The following is a 21,989-nucleotide window of genomic DNA, read 5'->3' on the forward strand; positions in this document are numbered from 1 at the left end:
TGCCCGCGTCACAGGCCCACGGCCCGCAGGTCCAGGTGCCCCTCACGCAGTGGCGGACACCAGAAATAGGCGCCGGTGACAGGCTTGGACATGCCGAACAGACCATCTACGACGCCGTCTTCCAGCCCCGCCATGCGCCGCATTTGCGCTTCAAACGCGTCCAGCGAATGGCCGAACGCCACAAACATCAGACCCGCTTGCATGCCTGCCGCCCACGGCATCGAGCGTCGCAGCACAAAGGCCTCGGGCGTGAAGCTCTCCTGCGCGGTGCGCTTGACGTGGGATGAATCGGGCGCATCGTCCAGCTCTTCGTTGTCACTACGGCGGCGTCCCATCACATGGTCTTGGGCCTGCGAGTCCAGCGCCTCAAAGGCGGCAAAGTCGTGCACCCACTGCTGCACAGCCACGAAGCTGCCGCCCTCCAAGCCCGGCGCACCGCTCTGCACCAGCGCGGCCTGCAGCGCCGCTTCGCCCTCGGGGTTTTCGGTGCCGTCCTCGTAGCCGGTCAGGTCGCGGCCGTGGCCGTTCGGGCCCTTGCCATGGCGAAAACCATCGACGACCTGGCCCAGCTCGAAGGCTGGCGCCAGGGCCTGGGCAATGCGCCGTGACAGATTCACCAGGTCTCCGGTATCGTTTCCGCGCAGCCAGCACCACAGCGCAGTGGGCGTGGCGGGCACTGCCACAGGTGCCGCACGAAGGTCTGGAAAGCCGCGCAAGCCCGGTACGGTGGCGCCCAGCGCCGACACACAATCTGCCCCCAAACCCACCACGGTAGTTTCGCCATCTGCCAACGGAACCAAACGTGTCAATGCAGCGCCAACGGTCTGCGGTGCACCAGTCAAAGTAAAAATCAAATAACGCCCGACGGGGGGTACCGGAGCCAGAATTCCGCTCTGGGCAGCATATGCCATTGCCTGTGTTCCTATGTAGTTGTCTTCATGAAAGTCTTTTCACGCCTGGCAGCTCGCAGGCGTAAATCGCATTGCGCAGTGCGGCAATGGCCTCGTAACGGGTAAAACTGCGCCGCCACACCAGTACCACCCGGCGCGACGGGGGCTCGCCGCCCAGGCCGTCTTCCACCGGCAGGTATTTGACCAGCGAATCAGCATGCCTGCGCGTCTTCGCCACCAGCGCACCCGACGGCACGCTGAGCCGCGGCACCAGCGTGATGCCCATGCCGGCGGCCACCATGTGCTTGATGGTTTCCAGCGACGAGCCTTCAAAACTTTTGCGTATGCCTTCGGTGTCGCTGGAAAAACGTGCGAATTCGGGGCAGACCTCCAGCACATGGTCCCTGAAACAGTGGCCATTGCCCAGCAGCAACATGGTCTCTTTCTTCAGTTCGTCGGCGCTGACCCGGGTCTGCGACGCCAGCGCGTGCTGCATTGGAATGGCCGCCAAAAAAGGCTCGTCGTACAGCGGGGCGGAGGCCAACCCCGTATCGGGAAAAGGCTCGGCCAGGATGGCGCAGTCGATCTCGCCAGTGCGCAGCATTTCCATCAACTTGACGGTGAAGTTCTCTTGCAGCACCAGTGGCATCTGCGGCGTGCGCTTGATGACCTGGCGCACCAGGTCGGGCAGCAGATAGGGCGCGATGGTGTAGATGACGCCCAGCTTCAGCGCCCCGGCCAGCGGGTCCTTGCCGCGCTTGGCGATGTCCTTGATATTGGCCGCCTGCTCCAGTACGCTCTGCGCCTGGCGCACGATCTCCTCGCCCAGCGGAGTCACGGTTACCTCGTTCGCGCTGCGCTCGAACAGCTTGACTTCCAGCTCCTCCTCCAGCTTCTTGACGGCAACGGACAGCGTGGGTTGGGACACGTAGCAAGCCTCCGCGGCCTTGCCGAAGTGCCGCTCTCGGGCTACTGCCACAATGTATTTGAGCTCGGTCAGCGTCATAGGGGTCTCGTTGGAATGGACATGGCCTTAGCGCTGCTGCTGGCCCGCATCGCCACCCAGGTTTTGAATTGTCAGGTCCAGCCGCTCCTTCCAGGCCCGGCGTACCTCGGCCTTGGCGCCATTCAGGATACGGAATGCCGCCAGGCGCGGGTCGTCTTCGGTCCAATACTCGTCGCGCACTGCCACCTCCAGCTCCGGCCCGAATCCGTTGACGGTTGCGCCCTTCAGGCTGCCGTAGAAAGTGCGTGGGCTGGCGTGCAGGATGACCTTGCCCGACGGCTCCAGGTCGATCAGCCAGATGATCTTTCCGCGGTCATCAAAATGCATTTCCGTCGATGTTCCCTTGAAGCCAGCCGCGGCGCGCCACTTTTCCAACTGCGCTGTGGCGCGACCCTGGCGGTCGGCATCGGTCAATGGTACGGTGGCGTCTTCCTCCGGCACCACGGCAAGCCCGGCCGCAGCGGCAGCGGCCGCCCGCTCCAGTTTGCGCTGCTCTTCCACCTTGGCCTGCAACTGCTGCTCCACCTTGTCAATCCAGACTCTCAGGCCATTGGCAAACTGCTGGAATTGGGTCGCAATGGCGTCGGGCACGCGGTCGATGCGGAGTTCGGACCGGTGTCCGCCGGTGCGGCCCATGGCCTTGTGCAGCGGTTCATCGGTCGCCGCGAACACGATGCGGCTGAACCCCGTGGCCTTGGCCGCGCCGCCCTTGGCGTCCTTCACCGAAATCCGCGCCACCTCAATCTGCAGACCTATGGCCACCAACGTCACCACCAGCGCACCGCTTTGCACTTCCTCGTCGCCGCCGGCCAGCGGCTGGCGGACGTAGCGACCGTTTTTGGTGGTGATCTTGACCTCTTTGCCCGCGTGGCGCGACTCCACGGTCAGCCCCTGGGCGACAAAGCGCAGGCCCCCGGGCACGCTGATGACGCTGGTGCGCAGCAGGTAGGCCTGGTATTCCATGTACAGGTACACGGCCGCACCTAACGCGGCGGCGGCACCCAGGGCCCACCACATCAGAGGGAGAAATTCGGTCATTTGCATCGCGTTCAGGCCTTTAAAAATTCTGCTTTTCCGCCCAACCAACGTGTCACGTGCCGCTCTGCCAGCTGCGGGTGGTGGTCCAACAACATCGGAGCTTCACGCCGTGCCCACTCCAGCAGCACAGTATCGCGGTTCAGGTCGGCAAAGCGCAACATGGCTTCCCCTGATTGTCGCGCGCCCAGGAACTCCCCGGGGCCCCTTATGTCCAGATCGCGCCGGGCGATCTCAAACCCGTCATTGGTATCGGCCATGGCCTTGAGCCGTGCGCGGGCCGTCTGGCTGAGCCGCGGCGCGTCGCCAGTGGAGTACAGCAGCACGCAGGCCGAGGCCGCCGCCCCGCGCCCCACCCGCCCGCGCAGCTGGTGCAGTTGGGACAGGCCAAAGCGCTCGGCATGTTCGATGACCATCAGCGACGCATTGGGCACGTCCACACCCACTTCGATGACGGTGGTGCTGACCAGCACCGACATCAGGCCGGCCGTGAAAGCACCCATCACGGCCTTTTTGTCGTCCGCATGCATGCGCGAATGCAGCAAACCTATGAGCACCGGCTGGCCATCGGCCCGTGTGGCACCCTGCAGCGCTTCGGCGAGGTCGGCATGGGTTTGCGTGGCATTGGTCAGGTCCAGCGCCTCGCTTTCTTCGATCAGCGGGCAGACCCAATAGACCTGGCGCCCTTGGGCAATCTGGGCACGTATGCGCTCTATGACCTCGTCGCGCCGCGCATCGTTGACCAGCTTGGTGATGATGGGTGTGCGCCCCGGCGGTAGTTCATCAATCGTGGATACATCAAGGTCGGCGTAATAGCTCATCGCCAGCGTGCGCGGGATCGGTGTGGCCGTCATCATCAGCATGTGGGGCTCCATAGGCATTGGCCCCGACGCTCCACCGCTGCGCGGGTCGCTGCCCCCCGAGGGGGCTGCATCGCCTTGGGGCGGCCCGGCGGCGATGCTCGCGCCCATCTTGTTGCGCAGAGCCAATCTCTGGGCCACACCAAAGCGGTGCTGCTCGTCGATGATGGCCAGCGCCAGGTTCTTGAACTGCACCTTCTCCTGGATGACTGCGTGGGTGCCCACCACCAGTGCGGCTTCACCGCTTTCGATCATGGCCAGCGCCTCGCGGCGCTCTTTGGCCTTCTGGTTACCGGTCAGCCAGGCCGTGGTGATGCCCAGCGGCTCCAGCCAGCCCAGCAACTTGCGGAAATGCTGCTCCGCCAGAATTTCGGTGGGCGCCATCAGCGCGCACTGCCAGCCAGCGTCTATGCAGATGCAGGCTGCCAGCGCGGCGACCACGGTCTTGCCGGAGCCTACATCACCCTGCAGTAGCCGGTGCATGGGAACCTGCCGCGCCAGGTCATGCGCAATCTCGGCGCAGACCCGGTGCTGCGCAGCGGTCAGCTGAAAGGGCAGCGTGGCGACCAGTTCGGTGTACAGCGGCAGCAGTACCGGTTGCTCGGGTTCATTGGGCGGATCGAGCACCTCGGGCGCCACCATGGCCAGCACCGGTGCACGCAACATGGCCCGCTCCCGGCGCGACTGCAGCTGCGAGATTTGCTGGGCCAACAGCTCCTCGGCCTTCAGGCGCTGCCAGGCCGGGTGGGTGTGGTCCTGCAGCGTATCCAATGACACGTCAGGCGTGGGGTGGTGCAAAAATGATAGCGCCTCACGCAGCGTCCACAAGGGCTGTGGGCTGATTTGGCTTAAGTCACCAGGCGCAAAGGTGTCCGACAGCTCGGCACGGGCCAGCCCTGCCAGCACTTCCTTGCGCAGCACGGGCTGCGACAGGCCGGCCACCGTGGGGTAGATGGGGGTCAGCGCCTTGGGCAGGTCGCCCCCCGCCGTGCGGAACGCCGGGTGCAGCATCGTGAAGCCCAGGAAACCACCCTTGACCTCGCCGCGCGCGCGGATGCGGTTGCCCACGGCCAGCGCCTTTTGCTGGGACGGGTAGAAGCTGAAGAAGCGCAGCGTGCAGGTATCGGTGCCGTCGTCCAGCGTCACCACCAGCTGGCGGCGCGGGCGGAACGTCACCTCGCAATCGGTGACCCGGCCTTCGATCTGTATGGTGTCGCCCTCGCGCGCATCGCGCAGCGGTGTGATGCGGGTTTCGTCCTCGTAGCGCAACGGCAGGTGCAGGGCCAAGTCGATGTCGCGCTTGAGGCCCAGCTTTTCCAGCGCCTTTTGGGTCAGGCTCTTGGGCGTGGCCGCGCTGGCCTTGGCACCGGCTTTGGGTGGAGGTGTGGCGGTGGTGCTGCGCGGCATGGGACAATTCTGCCCGTTCTTTCACCTACAACCTCCTTGGCACGGGTTTGTCCAACCCTCAAGTACCCATGACCCACTCTGCTCCCGACCACGCCGCTGTCGCCAACACCGTCACCACCACCCATACGCTCAGCGACTTTGACTTTGTATTGCCCGAGGCGCTGATCGCCCAGCACCCCGCTGCCACCCGCACGGGCTCCCGCCTGCTGGATGGCACATCTCCCACAGCCGTTGACCGCATCTTCAAGGAATTGCCCACGCTGCTGCGTGCCGGCGACCTGCTGGTCTTCAACGACACCAAGGTCGTCAAGGCGCGTTTGTATGGTGAAAAGGCCACCGGGGGCAAAGTCGAACTGCTCGTGGAACGCGTGCTGGGCGGCAACCAGGTGGCGGCCCATATGCGGGTCAGCAAGAAACCGGAAGTAGGCGCCACGCTGAAGCTGGTCTGTGCACAGGGCCATGCCGATGGCCTCAGCGCCACGATGCTGGGTCGCTGGCCCGATGCGGTTGAGGGGCCATTGTTCCGCTTCGTGCTCTCCAACAACGCGGGCGATGATCCGTATACGCTGATGGAGCGCCACGGCCACGTTCCGCTGCCGCCCTACATCACGCACACCGACTCGGCTGAGGACGCGCAGCGCTACCAGACGGTGTTCGCCAAAAACCCCGGCGCTGTGGCTGCACCGACGGCTGCGCTGCACTTCGACCAGGCCCTGCTGGACGAGCTGACTGCGATGGGTGTGCACCAGGCGCATGTGACATTGCATGTGGGGGCCGGCACCTTCCAGCCGGTCAAGACCGAAAACCTGGCCGAGCACCAGATGCACAGCGAGTGGTACGACGTGCCAGCCGCCACGCAACAGGCCATTGCCGACTGCCGCGCCCGCGGCGGCCGCATCGTAGCCGTGGGTACGACTACGGTGCGCACGCTGGAATCCTGGGCGCACAGCGGCATCACCCGCGGCGATACGCGCATCTTCATTACGCCGGGATTTGAATTCAAGCTGATCGACCTGCTGGTGACCAACTTTCACCTGCCCAAGTCATCGCTGATGATGCTGGTCAGTGCATTCGCGGGGTACGACCACATCATGGCGCTATACCGCACCGCTATAGCACGGGAATACCGTTTCTTCAGTTACGGTGACGCCATGTTGCTCGCACGCGCCATGCAGGTCCGAACGGACTATTGAGTACCGCCGCGTTAGCCAATAACCTCGTCTCAAATTTCAAAACGAGGGAAGATTCGCTTATGTTCAAACCACTCAAAAATGGCCTGCTTGCCATTGGGTTACTCGCTGCCAGTGCCGGGGCTTTTGCAGACACCGCATCCTTGGCGGTTGGTAGCGGATGGTGTAACACTGCCGGCGATTGCAGCAACACCCATACCGAGACATTTGCAAATACCTTTGCCGGCAACTATGCCGGAGTCAGCTACCGCAATTGGTTTGCCTTCGACATCGCCAACGAGCAGGTCTCGGCTGCCACGGTCAGCATCTGGAGTGACGGCAGAAACTTCAGTGACGACCCGCTTGCGGTCTATTCGCTGCGCGCAGCCACCGGCTTCAGTTTTGCCGGTCTGACGGGCGGCGGGTCCTTTGGCACCATCACCGCAAGCGTTGCGGACACGGGGGACAGCCATTCCGTAGACATCGTGTTCAACACAGTTGGCATCAACTTTCTGAACGCCCATTTGGGAACACGGGTTGTATTCAGTGGCAACGTGGACAGTGCCGCGCCAAACGTACAGTTTTTCGGCCACACCGAAGGGTTTCCAACCGCCTACATCAACACGGTGTCGGCCGTTCCGGAGCCCGAAAGCTGTGCCCTGCTACTGGCAGGCTTGGGGCTGATCGGCGCCGTCACCCGCCGCAAACGCCGTCGCTTGGCTCACACAGCCTTGTAGAAGATCGTCGTGCCGCACAGATTGCCTTCGGGCCAATGGGCGTAGTCGGGGATCACCCCCACCCGGTTCCAGCCCAGGCGGGCATACAGCCGCTCAGCATCACTACCCGTGGCGGTGTCCAGCACCAGCAGTGTCTTGCCGCTGGCGCGGGCCAAGTCTTGCGCACCCTGCATCAACGCCGCGCCCAGCCCCTGGCGGCGGCCACGGCGGTGCACCAGCATCTTGCATAAATCTGCGCGATGGCCCTGGTTGTCCGGCTGGTCCAGCACCAGCTGCACAGTGCCGACGATGCCCGCCCCATCGCAAGCCACCAGTAGTGCCCGCTCACCCGCCACTACGCCGGTTGCCACGCGCTGCCAAAAGGCAAGGGCCTGGTCCGGCGTCAAAGGCTGCATAAAGCCGACGGACGCGCCGCCGTTCACACAGTCCAGCAGCACCGCGGACAGTTGGGCCAGATGGTCGCCGTTCAGGGTGTGCAAGCGTTCCAACGTGATGGCTGTCATTTCAGAACTTCCTAGTATTCGTTGAAGCGTCACTGACCAGCACCACGGCATAGCGCGTCGTGCGATCGGTGGGGTTGAAGAACACCATGGGCTGGTCCAGCGCCATGGCCATGCAGTCGCCGCTGTGCAGTTGCCAGGTGGTAGCGCCCACGGTCAGGTCCATGCGTCCATCGAGCACCCAGACCTGTTGGTGCACCTGGACGTTGCGCGGGCCGGTTTCAAAGGCCACGCGGGCACCCGCCGGAAAGAGCACCTCAACCAACTGGATGGGAGACGCAAAGGCAGCCGGCGACACGGCGCGGCGCACATAACCGGAACCGGGATCAGTCCAGACGGCCTGTTCAGCCTGGCGCGCCAGCGGCGATGCACTAGCGGCTGCCTGTGCAGCGCCGCCCGGCTGCCCGACCAGATCGGATAGCGTGACACCCAGCCCCACGGCGATGCGGTCCAGTACCACCGCGGTGGGGCTGTTCTGGCCGCGTTCGATCAAGGACAATGCCGATCGGCTGACACCCGTGGCCTGCGCCAGGGCCTCCAATGACAGCTTGCGGTCTGCCCGCAGCGCCCGCAGGTTGGCGGCAATGCGGTTATCGATGGTCGCGGGGGTTGGATTATTTTCCATATTTATGGATATTTTATCCAGTTTTATGGAATTGACAATATATGGATACGCGAAAAGGCTGTATCGCCCCGCAGCTGCCCCCAGGACGAAACACCCCCTTTAAAATCTGCCCTCCCCAACCGGCCCGCGCAGCCCGCGCCCGGCCCTTCTCTCTCTCCCGCACCGTCCCATGCTGAACTTTGAACTCCTGAAGACCGATCCTGCCCGCGAAGGCTATACCGGCTCCCACGCCCGCCGCGGCACGCTGACGCTGAACCACGGCGTGGTGCAAACACCGATCTTCATGCCGGTGGGCACTTACGGCACGGTCAAGGGCGTGATGCCGCGCAGCCTGGAGGAAATGGGGGCGCAGATCATTTTGGGCAACACCTTCCACCTGTGGATGCGCCCCGGCCTGGACGTGATGGCCAGCTTTGGCGGCCTGCATGCGTTTGAGAAATGGAGCAAACCCATCCTGACCGACTCCGGCGGCTTCCAGGTCTGGAGCCTGGGCGAGATGCGCAAGATCAGCGAGGAAGGCGTCAAGTTCGCCAGCCCGGTCAATGGCGACAAGCTGTTCCTCACACCCGAGATCAGCATGCAGATCCAGACGGTGCTGAACAGCGACATCGTGATGCAGTTCGACGAATGCACGCCGTATGACACCAAGGGCCACATCACGACCGAGCGCGAGGCCCGCACATCGATGGAGCTGAGCCTGCGCTGGGCTAAGCGCTGCCAGGCCGAGTTCACGAAGCTGGAGAACCCGAACGCGCTGTTCGGCATCGTGCAGGGCGGCATGTTCGAGAACCTGCGCCAGGAATCGCTGGACCAGCTGGTGGAAATGGACTTCCCCGGCTACGCGGTGGGTGGCGTCAGTGTGGGCGAGCCCAAGGACGAGATGCTGCGCATCATGGCGCACACGCCGCACCTGCTGCCGGCCAACAAGCCGCGCTACCTGATGGGCGTGGGCACGCCCGAGGACCTGGTGCAGGGCGTGGCCGAGGGTGTAGACATGTTCGACTGCGTGATGCCCACGCGCAATGCGCGCAACGGCACCATCTTTACCCGCTATGGCGACCTCAAACTGCGCAACGCCCGCCACAAGATTGACCCGCAGCCGCTGGACCCCAGTTGCACCTGCCATGCCTGCGCCGGCACGTCTGGAATCTCCTGGGACCAGGGCGGACGCGAGGGCTTTAGCCGGGCCTACTTGCACCACCTGGACCGCTGTGGCGAGATGCTGGGGCCCATGCTGGCCACCATCCACAACCTGCACTACTACCTGAACCTGATGCGCGAGGTGCGTGAGTCGCTGGATGCCGGCACGTTTGGCGCGTTTAGGGCGCAGTTCAAGGCGGATCGGGCTCGGGGCGTCTGATAGACGCTATACATTTGATAGCTGCTTACGCCCATCCCACGAGGGCTACAGCCCGATTTGGCATATAGATTCCGGCCACAGCCGGCCTACAGGCCTCCGTTGGGATAGCAGTCCGCCGCTTCGCCGGTCCAGGCCGTGTCGGGCCGCCAGCCGGCCACCCAGGCGGGCAGGTCGGCCGCGGGCATGGGTCGGGCAATGCCATAGCCCTGGGCCAGTTCGCAGCCCAGCATCAGCAACTGCACGCCGTGGGCGGTGGTCTCCACCCCCTCGGCAATCACCTCGCGTTGAAACGCCGCCGCCAGGCCAATAACGCCGCGCACGATGGCAAGGTCGTTGTTGTCGTGCAGCATGTCGCGCACAAAACTTTGGTCAATCTTGATCACCTCAGCCGGCAGGTGGCGCAGGTGCGTCAATGACGAGTAGCCGGTTCCAAAATCGTCCAGCGCAAAACGCACGCCCAGCCCTTGGCAGGTCAAGATGGCCTGGAACACCTGGGCCAGATCTTCCAGCGCGCTGGTCTCCAAGATCTCCAGCTCCAGTGCCTCGGGGCGAACTGCGGGGTAACGCGCCAGAAGCTGAGTCAATCGTTCGGTGAAGTCGCCCCGCTGCAGCTGACGCGCACCGATGTTGACGCTGACCGCAATGTCCAGTCCGGCGGCTTTCCAGTGCGCCATCTGCTGCAGCGCTGTATCGATAACCCATTCCCCCACCGCTTCGCTGATGGAATGGTTTTCGATGACCGGCAGAAAGGCGGCGGGAGCCAGGAGACCACGCTCGGGGTGCATCCACCGAATCAAGGCCTCCGCGCCCGTGACGGCCCCCGTCCGCATATTCACCTTGGGCTGGTAATACAGCACCAGTTCACGCTCATCCAATGCCAACCGTATGCGCTCCAGGCTTTCGCGGCGGCTCTTAACCGCCGTGTCCTGCACGACGTCGAACAAGTGGTAGCGGTTCTTGCCAGCCTGTTTGGCCGTATACATCGCCTGATCGGCATGGCGCAGCAACAGGTCTACCTCAGACCCGTCCTGCGGATAAACGGTAACGCCAATGCTGGCCGAAACCTGCAAAACCGCGTCTGCCAGCAAGACAGGCGCCGCAGCCGCCTTGAGCAGACGCTCCAGCACTGGCTCGGCATCCTGCACGCGTTGCAGGTCCACCAGCACAGCGACAAACTCATCGCCACCAATGCGCGCCAGCGTGTCGCCGTCGCGCAGAGCAGCTTTCATGCGCTGCGCCAGCGCCACGAGTAGCTCATCGCCCAAACCGTGGCCGTGCAGGTCATTGACCCCCTTGAAGCCGTCCAGGTCCAGATAGACTACCGCCACCGAGCATTCGCGGCGCACGCACTGCGTCAAGGCCTGTTGCAATCGGTCGGCCAGCAGCACGCGGTTGGGCAGACCGGTCAACCCGTCAAAATGGGCTACGTGCTCCAACTGGCGCTGGTAGTCCTTCATGGGGGTGATGTCGGTGAACAGCGCAACATAGCTTTTCGGTTGGCCCTCGGCGTCAGGCACCATGCTGATGGTCAGCATTTCGGCAAACACCTCTCCGTTCTTTCGGCGGTTCCAGATTTCGCCACTCCAGTGGCCGTCGGTGCGCAAGGCGAGCGCCCGGGCTGCGTAAAAATCGTCGTCGTGGCGCCCCGAGTTCAGCAGGCCGCGCGGGCGCCTGCCGATGGCCTCCTCGCGGCTGTAACCGGTGATCTCGGTAAACATGGCGTTGACGTCGATGATGCGGTCTGCCGCATCCACGATCATGATGCCTTCACGCGCATGGCTGAACACGGTGGCCGCCAGGTGCAGGCGCTCATCGGCCTGGGATTTTTCAATAGCCAGCGCAGCCAGCCGGGCCTCGTCCTCTATGAGCAGCAGGTCCTGGATGGCAGGGCGACTGATCTTGCGGTGGTAGATGGCAAAGGTGCCCAGCACCTGGCCCTGTGCCGACAAAATGGGCTCGGACCAGCAAGCCGCAAGATCGGCCAGCTCCGCAAGCTCACGGTACTGCTCCCACCAAGGGTGGCTGGCAATATCCTCCACGATCACCCGCTGCCCGGTGAAGGCCGCCGTACCACAGGAACCGGTGCCCGGCCCAAACAAGGCGCCGTCCAGCGCAGCGTTGTAAAACGCGGGCAGGCTGGGCGCCGCGCCATGGCGCAGGTGTTTGCCATCGGCATCCAGCAGCAGAATGCTGCACAGCATGGAGGGGTTGATGGCTTCAACATCCCGCACCATCACGTCCAGGACGCTGGCCAGCGGCGCTTTTTCGGCCAACAGTTTGAGCACGCGGTTGTGGTGCTGCTCGCGCTGGTCGGCGCGCTTGCGGTCGGTGATGTCGGCCAGCACGCCCACCAGGCCCATGTTGTGGTTCTCGGCATCGACAAAGCGCCTGCCCGTCAGGTGGCCCCAAAACTCGCTGCCGTCGGAACGCTGGTAGCGGCGCTCCACATCAACTACAGCGACCTCACCCCCCAGCAGCTTGAGCATCTTGATGCGTCCGATGTCGCGCTCAATAGGGTCCACCAACGCCACATATTCCATGCCAACCAGTTCAGCGATCGACCAATCGAACATCTCCGCCATGCGGCGATTTGCATGGGTGATGCGCCCTTGCAGGTTGACCAGGAAGATGGCGACGCTGGAGGTGTCCAAAATCTGCTGCAGCAACAGTTCGCCACCGGCCAGGTCGCTGGCCAGCGGAGTCAGGCCAGCCAAGAGGTGTTGCTCGGGCGGCGTTCTATCGTGTTCACTCGCCGGGTGCGGCCCCCTGCCGAATGGCCCTGGCCCAGTCATTCCGCTTGCTCCTCGGTAGCAGCAATGAAGACGGTGAGCACACCGGTATACCCGTAGAGGTGGTGGTGTGCGATTTCGCCAGCTGCGAAGAAGCCGACCAAAGGCACATCGCCCAGCGCACGGCGCACCAATTGCATCTCGGCGCTTGGCCCGCCAAAGTGCGCGCCGCCGCGCCCGGTGCAGCTGACATACACCGCGCCGGCCACACGCCGCGCCGGGTGCGGCGCGGCCTCCAGCATGGACACCTGCACGGCATGGGCGGTTTCCAGGGCCTGCTCCTGCGGCTCCAGCTCTTCGCGTATCTCGGCACAGATGCGTGTCAGGTCGGCCCGCGCGGCCTGCACATTGCGCCGGCAAAACACCATCTGCGCACCGGCCTCCACGCGGTCGGCCAGCGCCACGCCGCGCCGCCCAGGGTCAAGGCCAATGATGTGGCGCACCAGCACGTCTTCACCAAAATTACCAGTCTTGCGCACGGCCGACGTGGCGACATCGGCGCCAACCGCACTCGCCAGCGAGTCCGGGGCCGGCACCAGGCCGATCAGCGTAGCGCGCACCACGTCCAGCGCTTCCTGGGGTTCGTCCAGCGAGATCTGCAGGTCGCGCATCATGGTGTCCAGCGCGGGCTCGCCATCCAGCGACAGCACGACGTTGTGCTCGGCCTCGGTCACACGGCGCACGGCGGACACCGGCATGCAGCCCTGCGTAACGCGCGACACCAGCGCCACATCGGCACCAAAGGCCACGCCGCTCAGGCCACCGCTGAACACGCCGCTGGCACCACCATGGCCCCCAATATTGCCGTTACCGCCGATGGCAAACTGCACCGACTTCCACCGGCTGCTGGCCAACCCGCCAAATACGTAGTTGGAGTCTGTGCGGGCTGCCATTTCGGCAATCAGTTCGCCCACATCGGCCGTTTCCGGATCGGCGTGGACCAGGGCGGTATGGGCTTCAAAGCCCAGCCCCAGCGGCGCTACGCCGGAGAACACGCGGTACTGGTCGCTGGGCAGCTCCAATAGCATGACAGCCATGGCGGGCTCGTCCCAATACTCGACATTGTTGGACACGATGCCCATGCCCACCGTGCCGGACCAGTCGGTCACCAGCGGTAGCTCGGCCGCCAGGTGGTCCAGTATGCCCTGGGCGGTGTCGGCATAGTGGTCGGTAATGTAGAGCAGCGCCAGCGTGGGCGCACTGCAGTAACCATGCAGCGCCATTTGCGCCCGCAACTGCGCCAGCACCAGCGCCGATGCCATCTGCCACTGCGGGTGGGTGGCGTGCGCGTAAGGAAAAAGTTTCATACCGTACCCCTGCTAACAGACCCGACTGGCCGGGTGCTATGGGGCCCGCTGGGTCTGTCCGAGTCTACTGGCTCTATTGCCCACGTGACGCGGTCTTGCGGGCTGCAGGCTTGGCGGTGGCGCGCTTTACGGCGCCACTGGCGGCCTTCTTGCCAGCAGCCTTGGCGGATTTGAGGGCTTCTTTGGCCATGCCGGTGGCCATGTTCTTGGTGACGTCGACCGCGGTCTTGGCGGTCGCTTCCTTAAAAGCGCCGGCCGCAATCTGCTGGAACTGCTGGGTCAGCGAACCCCACAGATGCAACGGGTCGACCAGCGCGCCCATGCCCGCTGCGGCCTTGCCGGCCTTGGACGACGCACTGCTGTTACCAATGGCAACGTCGGAAATGGTCTTGGCTGTGGAGGCCGCGCGGTCACTGACGCGCTGCACGCCGGTCTGCACCGACTCGGCCGCCTTCAGCTTCAGCGCATTGGCCACATCGCCGATGTTGAAGTTCATGCCCTTCAGCGTAGCCAGTGTCATCTTCTGCACTTCGAGCGCCTGGATGGTGGCGCCGAGTGCGCGGGAGTTTTGCTCCAGCCAGAAATGCACGGCCTTGAGCTCTTCAATGCGTTTTTCCAGCTCTTCCACATTCAGTGTGGGGGCCACCCAATTACCAAGATTGGGCATCTGGGGGATGTTGTTCGTCGCACCCTTGGCCAAATTCTGCAAGAAATCAAAGCCGGGCACGTATTTGCCAAAACCGGTGGTGTCTGCGTCACTCATATGCACTCCATGGGAGGTTGTCAACTCGAAACTGTGTACAGCTTACTCCAATGCGCCGACCCGGGCTAGAGCCAGTCCCCAACGCTTTTCGCTGCGCGTACGGGGCTTGCCCCTCGGACGGGAATCACCGCTAGACTGGCGGGGGCGCGCGAACGCAGCCAAGGACTCGTACCCATGATGCACTACACCTTCCTGTCCGCCACCATTTTGCTGGTGCTGATCACCGACCCGATCGGCAATATTCCCATCTTTGCCAATGCGCTCAAGCACGTAGCACCTGAGCGCCGGGCGCGCGTCATCCTGCGTGAAATCTTGATCGCCTTTGCGCTGCTGCTGACCTTCATGTTTGTAGGCGATAGCTTTTTGCGTGTCATGAACCTCAGCGAGCTGTCTCTGCAGATTGGGGGCGGCGTCATCCTGTTTCTGATCGCGCTGCGCATGGTGTTTCCGCCGCCGGCTGGAGCCGCCGATGAAGAGCAAATGGTGGAGCCGCTGATCGTGCCGCTGGCCGTGCCCGCCATCGCCGGCCCGTCCGCGCTGGCCACCGTGCTGCTGCTGGTATCCCAACAGCCGGAGCGGCGCCTGGAGTGGATCGGGGCGCTGTGCGTGACCATGCTGGTCAGCGCCGTGGTGCTGGTGTCGGCCGAGCGCATCCAGCGCATCATCGGCACACGCCTAGTGGTGGCAGTGGAGCGGCTCATGGGGCTCGTTCTGGTGTCGGTGGCCATCGAGATGATGCTGCGCGGCTTCAAGACCTTTGCACAGCAGCTGGCGCACGGCTAGCCACGCCACGTTCCAGATCACGCCCCGCTATCGCGGGGCTGCTGTCCCGCAGGTGTCTGCATTGACACCTGGCTCGGTAGTAACCCTGTGCGCCGCCATTGGCTCGGCCCCTAGCATGTGCCTGTCCCCTTCAAGCCCCCCCCACAAACCCCCATTTTTTGGAGACCATGATGAAAACAACCGGTTTTAAACGCTACCCATTGTCGGCACTGGCTGCTGCGTGTTTGCTGACCGCCTGCGGCGGCGGCACTAGTACCCCCCCCACACCCACGTCACTGCGTGGCACGCTGGCAGAGCCAGCGGCTGTCGTCACCACGCTCACCATCTCGCAGCTCAACGCTGCAACGGCCAGCAGCGGCTTGCAGGCGCTGTCGGGCACGGCCAAATGCGACGTCAAAGTGGTCGCGCTGAACTACAACACGGTTGGCGTTTCCGGCGAGCAGACCAACGCATCGGGCGTGATGTTGGTGCCCGCCGGCAGCTGCACCAGCCCCGCAGCGCTGGTGGCCTACGCCAAGGGTACGGATGTGCAAAAACCCCGTACGCTGGCCAACCCGTCGGATTCCGAAACCTTTTTCCTGGCCGCAATGTACGCCGCACAGGGTTACGCAGTCGTAGCCACCGACTACCTGGGCTTCGCCAAATCCAGCTACAGCTACCACCCCTACCTGCACGCCGACTCGGAAGCCACGTCGGTCATCGACGCAATCCGGGCCGCGCGCAACGCATCCAGTGCCGTGGGCGCCAGCCTGTCTGGCAAGGTCATGCTCACCGGTTATTCCCAAGGCGGCCACTCATCGATGGCAGCCCACCGCGCGGTGGAGCGCGAGTATGCGAACGAGATCAATGTCGTGGCCGGTGCCCACTTGGCCGGCCCTTACAACCTGTCGGGCTCGACCAAGCTCACCAACGCCATTGCCGGCGTGCAGTTCTTCGTGCCTTATATGGTGACGGCGTACCAAAAGGTTTACGGCAACATCTACAGCAGCCCCTCAGTGGCATTCAAGGCGCCTTACGACAGCTATATCGAGACCTTGTTGCCCAGCCCAACGCTCACCTACGCTACGCTGATCACCACAGGCAAGTTGCCCGGCGCCAAGGGCGAGACACCCAACCAGGCCCGGGACGCAGTGTTCCAGACCGCCTTTACGACAGACGTGCAGACCAACAACAACAGCCCGTTCTACCTGGCGGCTAAAAAGAACGACCTGCTGGGCTGGAACCCCAAGTCCAAGCTGCTGTTGTGCGGCGGCTCCGGTGACCCCACCGTGCCACCGGCAGTGCACCAGGCCGTGATGAAGGCCGATTTCGACAGCCGCGGCCTGACCAACGTCAGCTCCGTGGATGTGGACCTCGCGGTGCAAGCCACGTTTGGCCCTGGCGGCAAGGCGCCCATCGACCCCACATCGGCCGCCTTTTCCACCTACTACTCCAACTACCATGGGACCTATGAACCACCGTTCTGCCATGTGCAAGCCCGGGCGGTCTTCGACTCGGTGAAATAGATCGGGGGAAACCCTGCAAGAAATCGTATAAACCGTTATCCTCTTGGGTAGCGGTTTTATATGGCCCAGGGCGCAGACTACCCAGATGGTCACCAGCCAGCATTCGTTTTGGTTTGGTCTGCGCTTCTTTTTTTTCGCTCCATCCCGGGCTAGCCTCGCGTTAAAACACCGACAGCCCCGTCTTTGCCGCAAACAACTCCAGCGCCATGCGGCCCAGGTGGGAATTGCCGGTATTGTCCAGCGCAGGCGACCACACGCAGACACTGAGGGTATCGGGCACCACGGCCATGATGCCGCCGCCCACGCCGCTTTTGCAGGGCAGGCCAATGCGAAACGCAAACTCCCCCGCCGCGTCATAGGTGCCACAGGTCAGCATCAGCGCATTGATGCGCCGCACCTGCGCCGCGCTGATCACCTGCGCCCCGCCATAGGGGTGCCCCCCGTCCCGGCACAAATAGCCGGCCGCGCGCGCCACTTGCTGGCAGCTCATGCGGATCGCGCACTGGTTGAAATACACGTCCAGCACGCTGTCCACCGCATGGTCCAGCGTGCCGAAGCCTTTCATGAAATTGGCCAGCGCGGCATTGCGAAAGCCGGTTTCAGCTTCCGACCGCGCAACCTCCGGATCCACCGCCACCGCCTCGCCGCACAGACTGGACAGCAGGGCCGGGATGTCGGCCTTGGCATCGCCCAGGCTCAGCAAACGGTCTGCGACGGCGATAGCACCGGCATTGATGAAAGGGTTGCGGGGGACGCCGCGTTCGGTCTCCAATTGCACCAATGAGTTGAATGGGCTGCCAGATGGCTCGCGCCCAATGCGCTCCCACAGGCTGTCACCCAGGCTGCGCATGGCCAGCGTCAGCGTGAAAACCTTGGACATGCTCTGTATCGAAAACGGTATTGCCGCGTCGCCGGCCGCCGCCTCCCGGCCATCACAGGTGCGCAGCGCAATGCCAAACTGGTGGGGCGATACCCGGGCCAATGCCGGGATGTAGCTGGCCACATTGCCGGCTTGGCCTAATTGGGGCTTGATCTGCGCGGTGATGTCATCCAGTACGGTTTGGAAATCCATGGCAACCCTTTTCGTGTTGCGAGGATTGTCGCCGCCCGGCGAAGCGCCAAGCGTGGGTGCTAGTTCACCGTCTGCAGCCGGGTCTCGGTGGCGTCAGCGAACATGCAGGCCCGCTCGTAACGCTGCACTTCGTCAAACGGGTATTTGATGGCGCCATCGATCTTGATGTAGCGCGGCCCGGTGCCTACCGCAGTGGCCAGGCTGATGGCCGACTCCGAACGGCCCCAGCGTTTAGCCAACTCGCCTTGTGACAGCAGTTTTTTCACAGTGGCATCCATAAAATTTCTCCCGGTTTTCGTGTCTTGCCCCATTGTTGTATCGACACGTAACAGAGAAAGTGAAGATGTGTAGGCCTTTAGGGCTGCAATTTCTCCAGCGCCACTACTTCCTGTTCGATCGCACCAAAAATGCTCAACCCGTCGGGGCCCTTCATCTCGATACGGATCGTATCGCCGTACTGCATGAACTCGGTGCTGGGCTGGCCGTTCTGGATGGTTTCCATCGCGCGCTTCTCGGCAATGCAGCTGTAGCCATTGGGCCATTCGGTCGTCGCATGCTCGCCGCTGCCCTTGGAGACGCCCTTGTTGCTTACCGTGCCGGAGCCGATGATGGAGCCGGCGCGCACATTACGGGTCTTGCACAGGTGGGCTGCCAGTTGACCAAAATGGAAGGTCATATCCGGCCCGGCATCGCACAGGCCGACCTTGCGGCCGTTCCAGGTGCTGGCCAGCGGCAGGTGCACACGGCCCTGTATCCAGGCAACACCCAGCTCGTCAGGCGTGACGGCCACCGGGCTGAAGGCGGTGGCCGGTTTGCTCTGCACAAAACCAAAGCCCTTGGCCAACTCGCCTGGAATGAGGTTGCGCAGGCTGACGTCATTGACCAGCATCAGCAGGCGGATGCCATCCAGCGCGCGCTCAGGCGTGCAGCCCATGGGCATGTCACTGGTGATGACGGCCACCTCGGCTTCAAAATCGATGCCAAAGGCCTCGCTGGCGCAGACGATGGGGTCGCGTGGACCCAGAAGATCGTCGCTGCCACCCTGGTACATCAGCGGGTCGGTGTAAAAGCTCTCGGGCACCTCGGCGCCGCGCGCCTTGCGCACCAGCTCGACATGGTTCAGGTAGGCTGAGCCATCGGCCCACTGGTAGGCGCGGGGCAGCGGCGCCATGCACTGTGTGGCGTCGAACGCAAAGGCGTGGCGCGCCCGGCCATTATTCAGGGTGTCGTACAGGTCCTGCAGCTGGGGCGCCAGGTAGTTCCAGTCGTCCAGTACCTGCTGCAGTCGGTTGGCGATATTGGACGCGTGCACTGCCTGGCTGAGGTCGCGCGAGACCACGACCAGTTGGCCATCGCGCGAACCGTCTTTGTAAGTTGCGAGTTTCATGCGGGAATTGTCGCTTGAATTAAACTGGCGGCGCGGTACAGGCCCACCCCTACCCCGCCACTGCCTCCGGCCTCTTTTCCAATCCATGCCCCACCCCTCTCTTGCTCCTGCCCACAGCCGCCGCCCGTCGTGGCGCCTGCTGCTGTTGACGGCTGTCGTGCTGTTGGCGCACTGGGCCATATTGCGGGCCGCGCCGCTGGCGCTGGCCGCACACGCCAGTACGGATGCCGGCAGCAGTTGGGCCTTTGCCACCCGCACCATTGCCGAAGACCCCCCCCAAATCTCAGCGCCGGCTGCCGCCCCCGAACCGGCGGCCGCACCGGTACGCAAACCGCGAAAGCTGACGCCCGTTGCATCCGCCGAAGGTGCCGCTCCTGTGGAAACCTTTGAGCCAATTAGCCCGGTAGCCCCCGAACAGCGAGCACAAGCAGCTATCGAAACAATAGCACCAATGGAAACATCGGACACAGCGGCCAGCGCCTCAGACGATCTGCTGCTGGCTGCCGCCACAGTGCCATCCACCAAGGGCAACGACATCCCTGCCGCGCCTGCCGCCAAACAAGACACCGCCACATTGCCGACCGCCAAGGCCGTGCGCAAGTTTGTGTTTCCGCCGTCCGCACGGTTGAAGTACAACGTCACGGGCGAGATCAAAGGCTTTCCGTACCATGTGAGTGGCGACTTGCAGTGGTCCCAAGACGGAAAAACGTATAACGCGCGGATGGAAATCAGCCACTTCTTGCTGGGCACGCGCCTGCAAACCAGCACCGGGCGCCTGGGAGCGCACGGCCTGGAGCCCATACGCTTTGGCGACAAGGTTCGCAGTGAAGTGGCCGCCCACTTTGACTACGACAAGAACCAGGTCACGTTCAGCGCCAACACGCCCGACGTGCCCATGCTGCCGGGGGCTCAGGACCAGTTGAGCGTGATGCTGCAGATCGCGTCAATGCTGGCTGCCGAACCCAAACTGTTCACGCAGGGCAGCACGCTGTCATTCCAGGCGGTAGGGCCGCGGTCGGCTGAATCCTGGGTTTTTAACATCGGCACGTCGGAAAAACTGACGCTGCCGGGTGGGGAATTGAGCGCGCTGCGCCTCTGGCGCGACCCGTTGGGCGAACATGACTCCCGCATTGAGGTCTGGTTTGCACCCGAACTAGGCTACTTGCCGGTGCGCATACGGCTGACCCAACCCAACGGGGACGTGGCGGATCAGCAGTGGAAGTCGACTCAAAAATAGCGCGCCCTTGATTTTTCAACTATTGCGCTCAATTGCAATAGAAGCTCTACTATTAAAAACATGCAAACGCTCTACGATTCAGACACCTATTCGGTCACCCACATGCTGGCAAACGCCGAAACGGATGGCAAGGCTACCGGGTCGGGTGTCATCAAAACGGTGCAATACCCCAGCGGCGTGCCGACCATGGCGCGCCACGGCTTTGAAATCGTCGACAAGCGTTCCGGCAAAGAGGTGTACCTGGACGGCTCGTGGGCCGAATTGTTCCAGCAGCACATCATGGCCTGGCAGGTTAATACCCCGACGCAGGAAGAAGTCGAAGACACGCTGGAACAGTACGCCGAGTTGGCGCAGAACCCCGTCGTCGTCCACTAGGCTGTAGCCATCCCGGCGGCGCCGGTTGCTGGCAACAAATCCGCGCCGGGTGGCCCCAAGCGGATTTAGCCCCCTCGGGGGGCAGCGACCCGCACAGCGGTGGAGCGTGGGGGCCACAACTCGCCGCCGGGCCGCCCCAAGGCGAGTTAGCCCCCTCGGGGGGCAGCGACCCGCACAGCGGTGGAGCGTGGGGGCCACAACTCGCCGCCGGGCCGCCCCAAGCGGATTTAGCCCCCTCGGGGGGGCAGCGACCCGCGCAGCGGCGGAGCGTGGGGGCTACACATACTGCGACAATGTCGCTCCATGAGCCAGACCTACATACTCACCCTGTCATGCCCAGACCGCCTGGGATTGGTCCACGCCGTATCGGGCTTTTTGCTGGAGCGCGGCGGCAATATCGAAGAAGCCGCCCAGTACAACGACCCGGATACTGGTCTGTTTTTCATGCGCGTGCAGTTCACCTGCGTGCGCCTGACCTTTTCAGACCTGCGCAGCCAACTGGCCTTTTTTGCCAAACCTTATTCGATGCAATGGGGCCTGCACGCCACGTCGCAGCCCATGCGCACGGTGCTTCTGGTCAGCAAGGAAGGCCATTGCCTCAATGACTTGTTGTTCCGTTGGAAGAGCGGCCTGCTGGCCATAGACATACGTGCCATCGTGTCCAACCACCGACACTTCTACCAGCTGGCGGCCAGCTACAACATTCCCTTCCACTACATTCCGGTCACACCCGAGACCAAGGCACAGGCCGAAGCCCGCCAGCTGGAGATCATTGAATCGGAGGGCGCAGAACTGGTCGTGCTGGCTCGATACATGCAGATTCTGAGCGATGAGTTTTGCCGCAAGCTGTCGGGCCGCGCGATCAACATCCACCACTCGTTCCTGCCCAGCTTCAAGGGCGCCAAGCCTTATTACCAGGCGCACGACCGCGGTGTGAAACTGATTGGTGCCACAGCGCATTACGTGACGGCCGATCTGGACGAAGGTCCCATCATCGAACAGGACGTGGCGCGCGTGGACCATAGCAAAACGGTGGAAGATTTGACGACCCAGGGCCGCGACACCGAGAGCCAGGTGCTGGCCCGCGCGGTCAAATGGCACAGCGAGCACCGCGTGCTGCTAAACGGCCACAAAACCGTGATTTTCAAGTAAGCCAAAGCCTTGGGGCACGATTTCAAGCAG

The 21,989-nt window shown here is 63.3% G+C and carries 20 protein-coding genes; 8 read left to right on the forward strand and 12 right to left on the reverse strand.

Going from position 1 to position 21,989, the window contains the following annotated elements; all coding sequences use genetic code 11:
- Nucleotides 1–8 precede the first annotated feature (8 nt).
- Genes AC097P_RS01095 through recG form a run of 4 tightly spaced genes read right to left on the reverse strand, consistent with a single transcriptional unit; the run spans nucleotide 9 to nucleotide 5,198 of the window.
- Nucleotides 9–911 (reverse strand): Dyp-type peroxidase, encoded by a 903-nt coding sequence (locus tag AC097P_RS01095; protein ID WP_479608516.1) that lies wholly within the window; start codon nucleotides 909–911, stop codon nucleotides 9–11.
- Nucleotides 912–936: 25 nt separating this feature from the next.
- Nucleotides 937–1,896 (reverse strand): LysR substrate-binding domain-containing protein, encoded by a 960-nt coding sequence (locus tag AC097P_RS01100; protein ID WP_479608517.1) that lies wholly within the window; start codon nucleotides 1,894–1,896, stop codon nucleotides 937–939.
- A 27-nt stretch (nucleotides 1,897–1,923) separates the two neighbouring features.
- Complete coding sequence (locus AC097P_RS01105) at nucleotides 1,924–2,934, reverse strand: hypothetical protein (protein ID WP_479608518.1); 1,011 nt, start codon at nucleotides 2,932–2,934, stop codon at nucleotides 1,924–1,926.
- An 11-nt stretch (nucleotides 2,935–2,945) separates the two neighbouring features.
- On the reverse strand, nucleotides 2,946–5,198 hold the full coding sequence (gene recG / locus AC097P_RS01110) for an ATP-dependent DNA helicase RecG (protein WP_479608519.1): 2,253 nt from the start codon (nucleotides 5,196–5,198) through the stop codon (nucleotides 2,946–2,948).
- A gap of 68 nt (nucleotides 5,199–5,266) precedes the next feature.
- Here recG and queA point away from each other — a divergent pair, with 68 nt between their 5' ends.
- Together queA and AC097P_RS01120 are read left to right on the forward strand one after the other, a co-directional pair.
- Nucleotides 5,267–6,391: a tRNA preQ1(34) S-adenosylmethionine ribosyltransferase-isomerase QueA gene (gene queA / locus AC097P_RS01115; protein WP_479608520.1), complete on the forward strand. Its 1,125-nt coding sequence runs from the start codon at nucleotides 5,267–5,269 to the stop codon at nucleotides 6,389–6,391.
- Nucleotides 6,392–6,450: 59 nt separating this feature from the next.
- Nucleotides 6,451–7,104, forward strand: a complete 654-nt coding sequence (locus tag AC097P_RS01120) for a PEP-CTERM sorting domain-containing protein (RefSeq protein ID WP_479608521.1) — start codon at nucleotides 6,451–6,453, stop codon at nucleotides 7,102–7,104.
- On the opposite strand, the gene AC097P_RS01125 is transcribed toward AC097P_RS01120, so the two are convergent.
- Together AC097P_RS01125 and AC097P_RS01130 are read right to left on the reverse strand one after the other, a co-directional pair.
- A complete protein-coding gene (locus AC097P_RS01125; RefSeq protein ID WP_479608522.1) occupies nucleotides 7,089–7,607 on the reverse strand; it encodes a GNAT family N-acetyltransferase in 519 nt (172 codons plus the stop codon). The genes AC097P_RS01120 and AC097P_RS01125 overlap by 16 nt on opposite strands.
- Nucleotide 7,608: 1 nt before the next feature.
- Nucleotides 7,609–8,229, reverse strand: coding sequence for a helix-turn-helix domain-containing protein (locus tag AC097P_RS01130; RefSeq protein WP_479608523.1), 621 nt, complete (start codon nucleotides 8,227–8,229; stop codon nucleotides 7,609–7,611).
- 169 nt (nucleotides 8,230–8,398) lie between these two features.
- Here AC097P_RS01130 and tgt point away from each other — a divergent pair, with 169 nt between their 5' ends.
- On the forward strand, nucleotides 8,399–9,589 hold the full coding sequence (gene tgt / locus AC097P_RS01135; RefSeq protein WP_479608524.1) for a tRNA guanosine(34) transglycosylase Tgt: 1,191 nt from the start codon (nucleotides 8,399–8,401) through the stop codon (nucleotides 9,587–9,589).
- An 86-nt stretch (nucleotides 9,590–9,675) separates the two neighbouring features.
- On the opposite strand, the gene AC097P_RS01140 is transcribed toward tgt, so the two are convergent.
- From AC097P_RS01140 to AC097P_RS01150, 3 genes are all read right to left on the reverse strand, one after another.
- Nucleotides 9,676–12,303 (reverse strand): EAL domain-containing protein, encoded by a 2,628-nt coding sequence (locus AC097P_RS01140; protein ID WP_479608525.1) that lies wholly within the window; start codon nucleotides 12,301–12,303, stop codon nucleotides 9,676–9,678.
- Nucleotides 12,304–12,377: 74 nt separating this feature from the next.
- Nucleotides 12,378–13,685: an FIST signal transduction protein gene (locus AC097P_RS01145; protein ID WP_479608526.1), complete on the reverse strand. Its 1,308-nt coding sequence runs from the start codon at nucleotides 13,683–13,685 to the stop codon at nucleotides 12,378–12,380.
- 73 nt (nucleotides 13,686–13,758) lie between these two features.
- On the reverse strand, nucleotides 13,759–14,448 hold the full coding sequence (locus AC097P_RS01150) for a PhaM family polyhydroxyalkanoate granule multifunctional regulatory protein (RefSeq protein WP_479608527.1): 690 nt from the start codon (nucleotides 14,446–14,448) through the stop codon (nucleotides 13,759–13,761).
- A gap of 177 nt (nucleotides 14,449–14,625) precedes the next feature.
- Between AC097P_RS01150 and AC097P_RS01155 the strand changes: the two genes are divergently transcribed.
- Together AC097P_RS01155 and AC097P_RS01160 are read left to right on the forward strand one after the other, a co-directional pair.
- Entirely contained in the window at nucleotides 14,626–15,231 is a 606-nt protein-coding gene (locus AC097P_RS01155; protein WP_479609450.1) for a MarC family protein, read from the forward strand.
- Nucleotides 15,232–15,401: 170 nt separating this feature from the next.
- Nucleotides 15,402–16,736, forward strand: coding sequence for a lipase family protein (locus AC097P_RS01160; RefSeq protein ID WP_479608528.1), 1,335 nt, complete (start codon nucleotides 15,402–15,404; stop codon nucleotides 16,734–16,736).
- A 160-nt stretch (nucleotides 16,737–16,896) separates the two neighbouring features.
- Here the strand turns inward: AC097P_RS01160 and AC097P_RS01165 are convergent, their stop codons facing one another.
- From AC097P_RS01165 to AC097P_RS01175, 3 genes are all read right to left on the reverse strand, one after another.
- Entirely contained in the window at nucleotides 16,897–17,808 is a 912-nt protein-coding gene (locus AC097P_RS01165) for a glutaminase (RefSeq protein WP_479608529.1), read from the reverse strand.
- Nucleotides 17,809–17,867: 59 nt separating this feature from the next.
- Nucleotides 17,868–18,086: a helix-turn-helix transcriptional regulator gene (locus AC097P_RS01170; protein WP_479608530.1), complete on the reverse strand. Its 219-nt coding sequence runs from the start codon at nucleotides 18,084–18,086 to the stop codon at nucleotides 17,868–17,870.
- 77 nt (nucleotides 18,087–18,163) lie between these two features.
- Complete coding sequence (locus AC097P_RS01175; protein ID WP_479608531.1) at nucleotides 18,164–19,195, reverse strand: fumarylacetoacetate hydrolase family protein; 1,032 nt, start codon at nucleotides 19,193–19,195, stop codon at nucleotides 18,164–18,166.
- A gap of 85 nt (nucleotides 19,196–19,280) precedes the next feature.
- Here AC097P_RS01175 and AC097P_RS01180 point away from each other — a divergent pair, with 85 nt between their 5' ends.
- From AC097P_RS01180 to purU, 3 genes are all read left to right on the forward strand, one after another.
- On the forward strand, nucleotides 19,281–20,432 hold the full coding sequence (locus tag AC097P_RS01180) for a DUF3108 domain-containing protein (RefSeq protein ID WP_479608532.1): 1,152 nt from the start codon (nucleotides 19,281–19,283) through the stop codon (nucleotides 20,430–20,432).
- 60 nt (nucleotides 20,433–20,492) lie between these two features.
- On the forward strand, nucleotides 20,493–20,807 hold the full coding sequence (locus tag AC097P_RS01185; protein ID WP_479608533.1) for a BTH_I0359 family protein: 315 nt from the start codon (nucleotides 20,493–20,495) through the stop codon (nucleotides 20,805–20,807).
- Between the two features lie 303 nt (nucleotides 20,808–21,110).
- On the forward strand, nucleotides 21,111–21,959 hold the full coding sequence (gene purU, locus AC097P_RS01190) for a formyltetrahydrofolate deformylase (RefSeq protein WP_479608534.1): 849 nt from the start codon (nucleotides 21,111–21,113) through the stop codon (nucleotides 21,957–21,959).
- The last annotated feature ends 30 nt before the right edge of the window (nucleotides 21,960–21,989 follow it).

The organism is Rhodoferax sp. ZS1R8 (genome assembly GCF_056521325.1).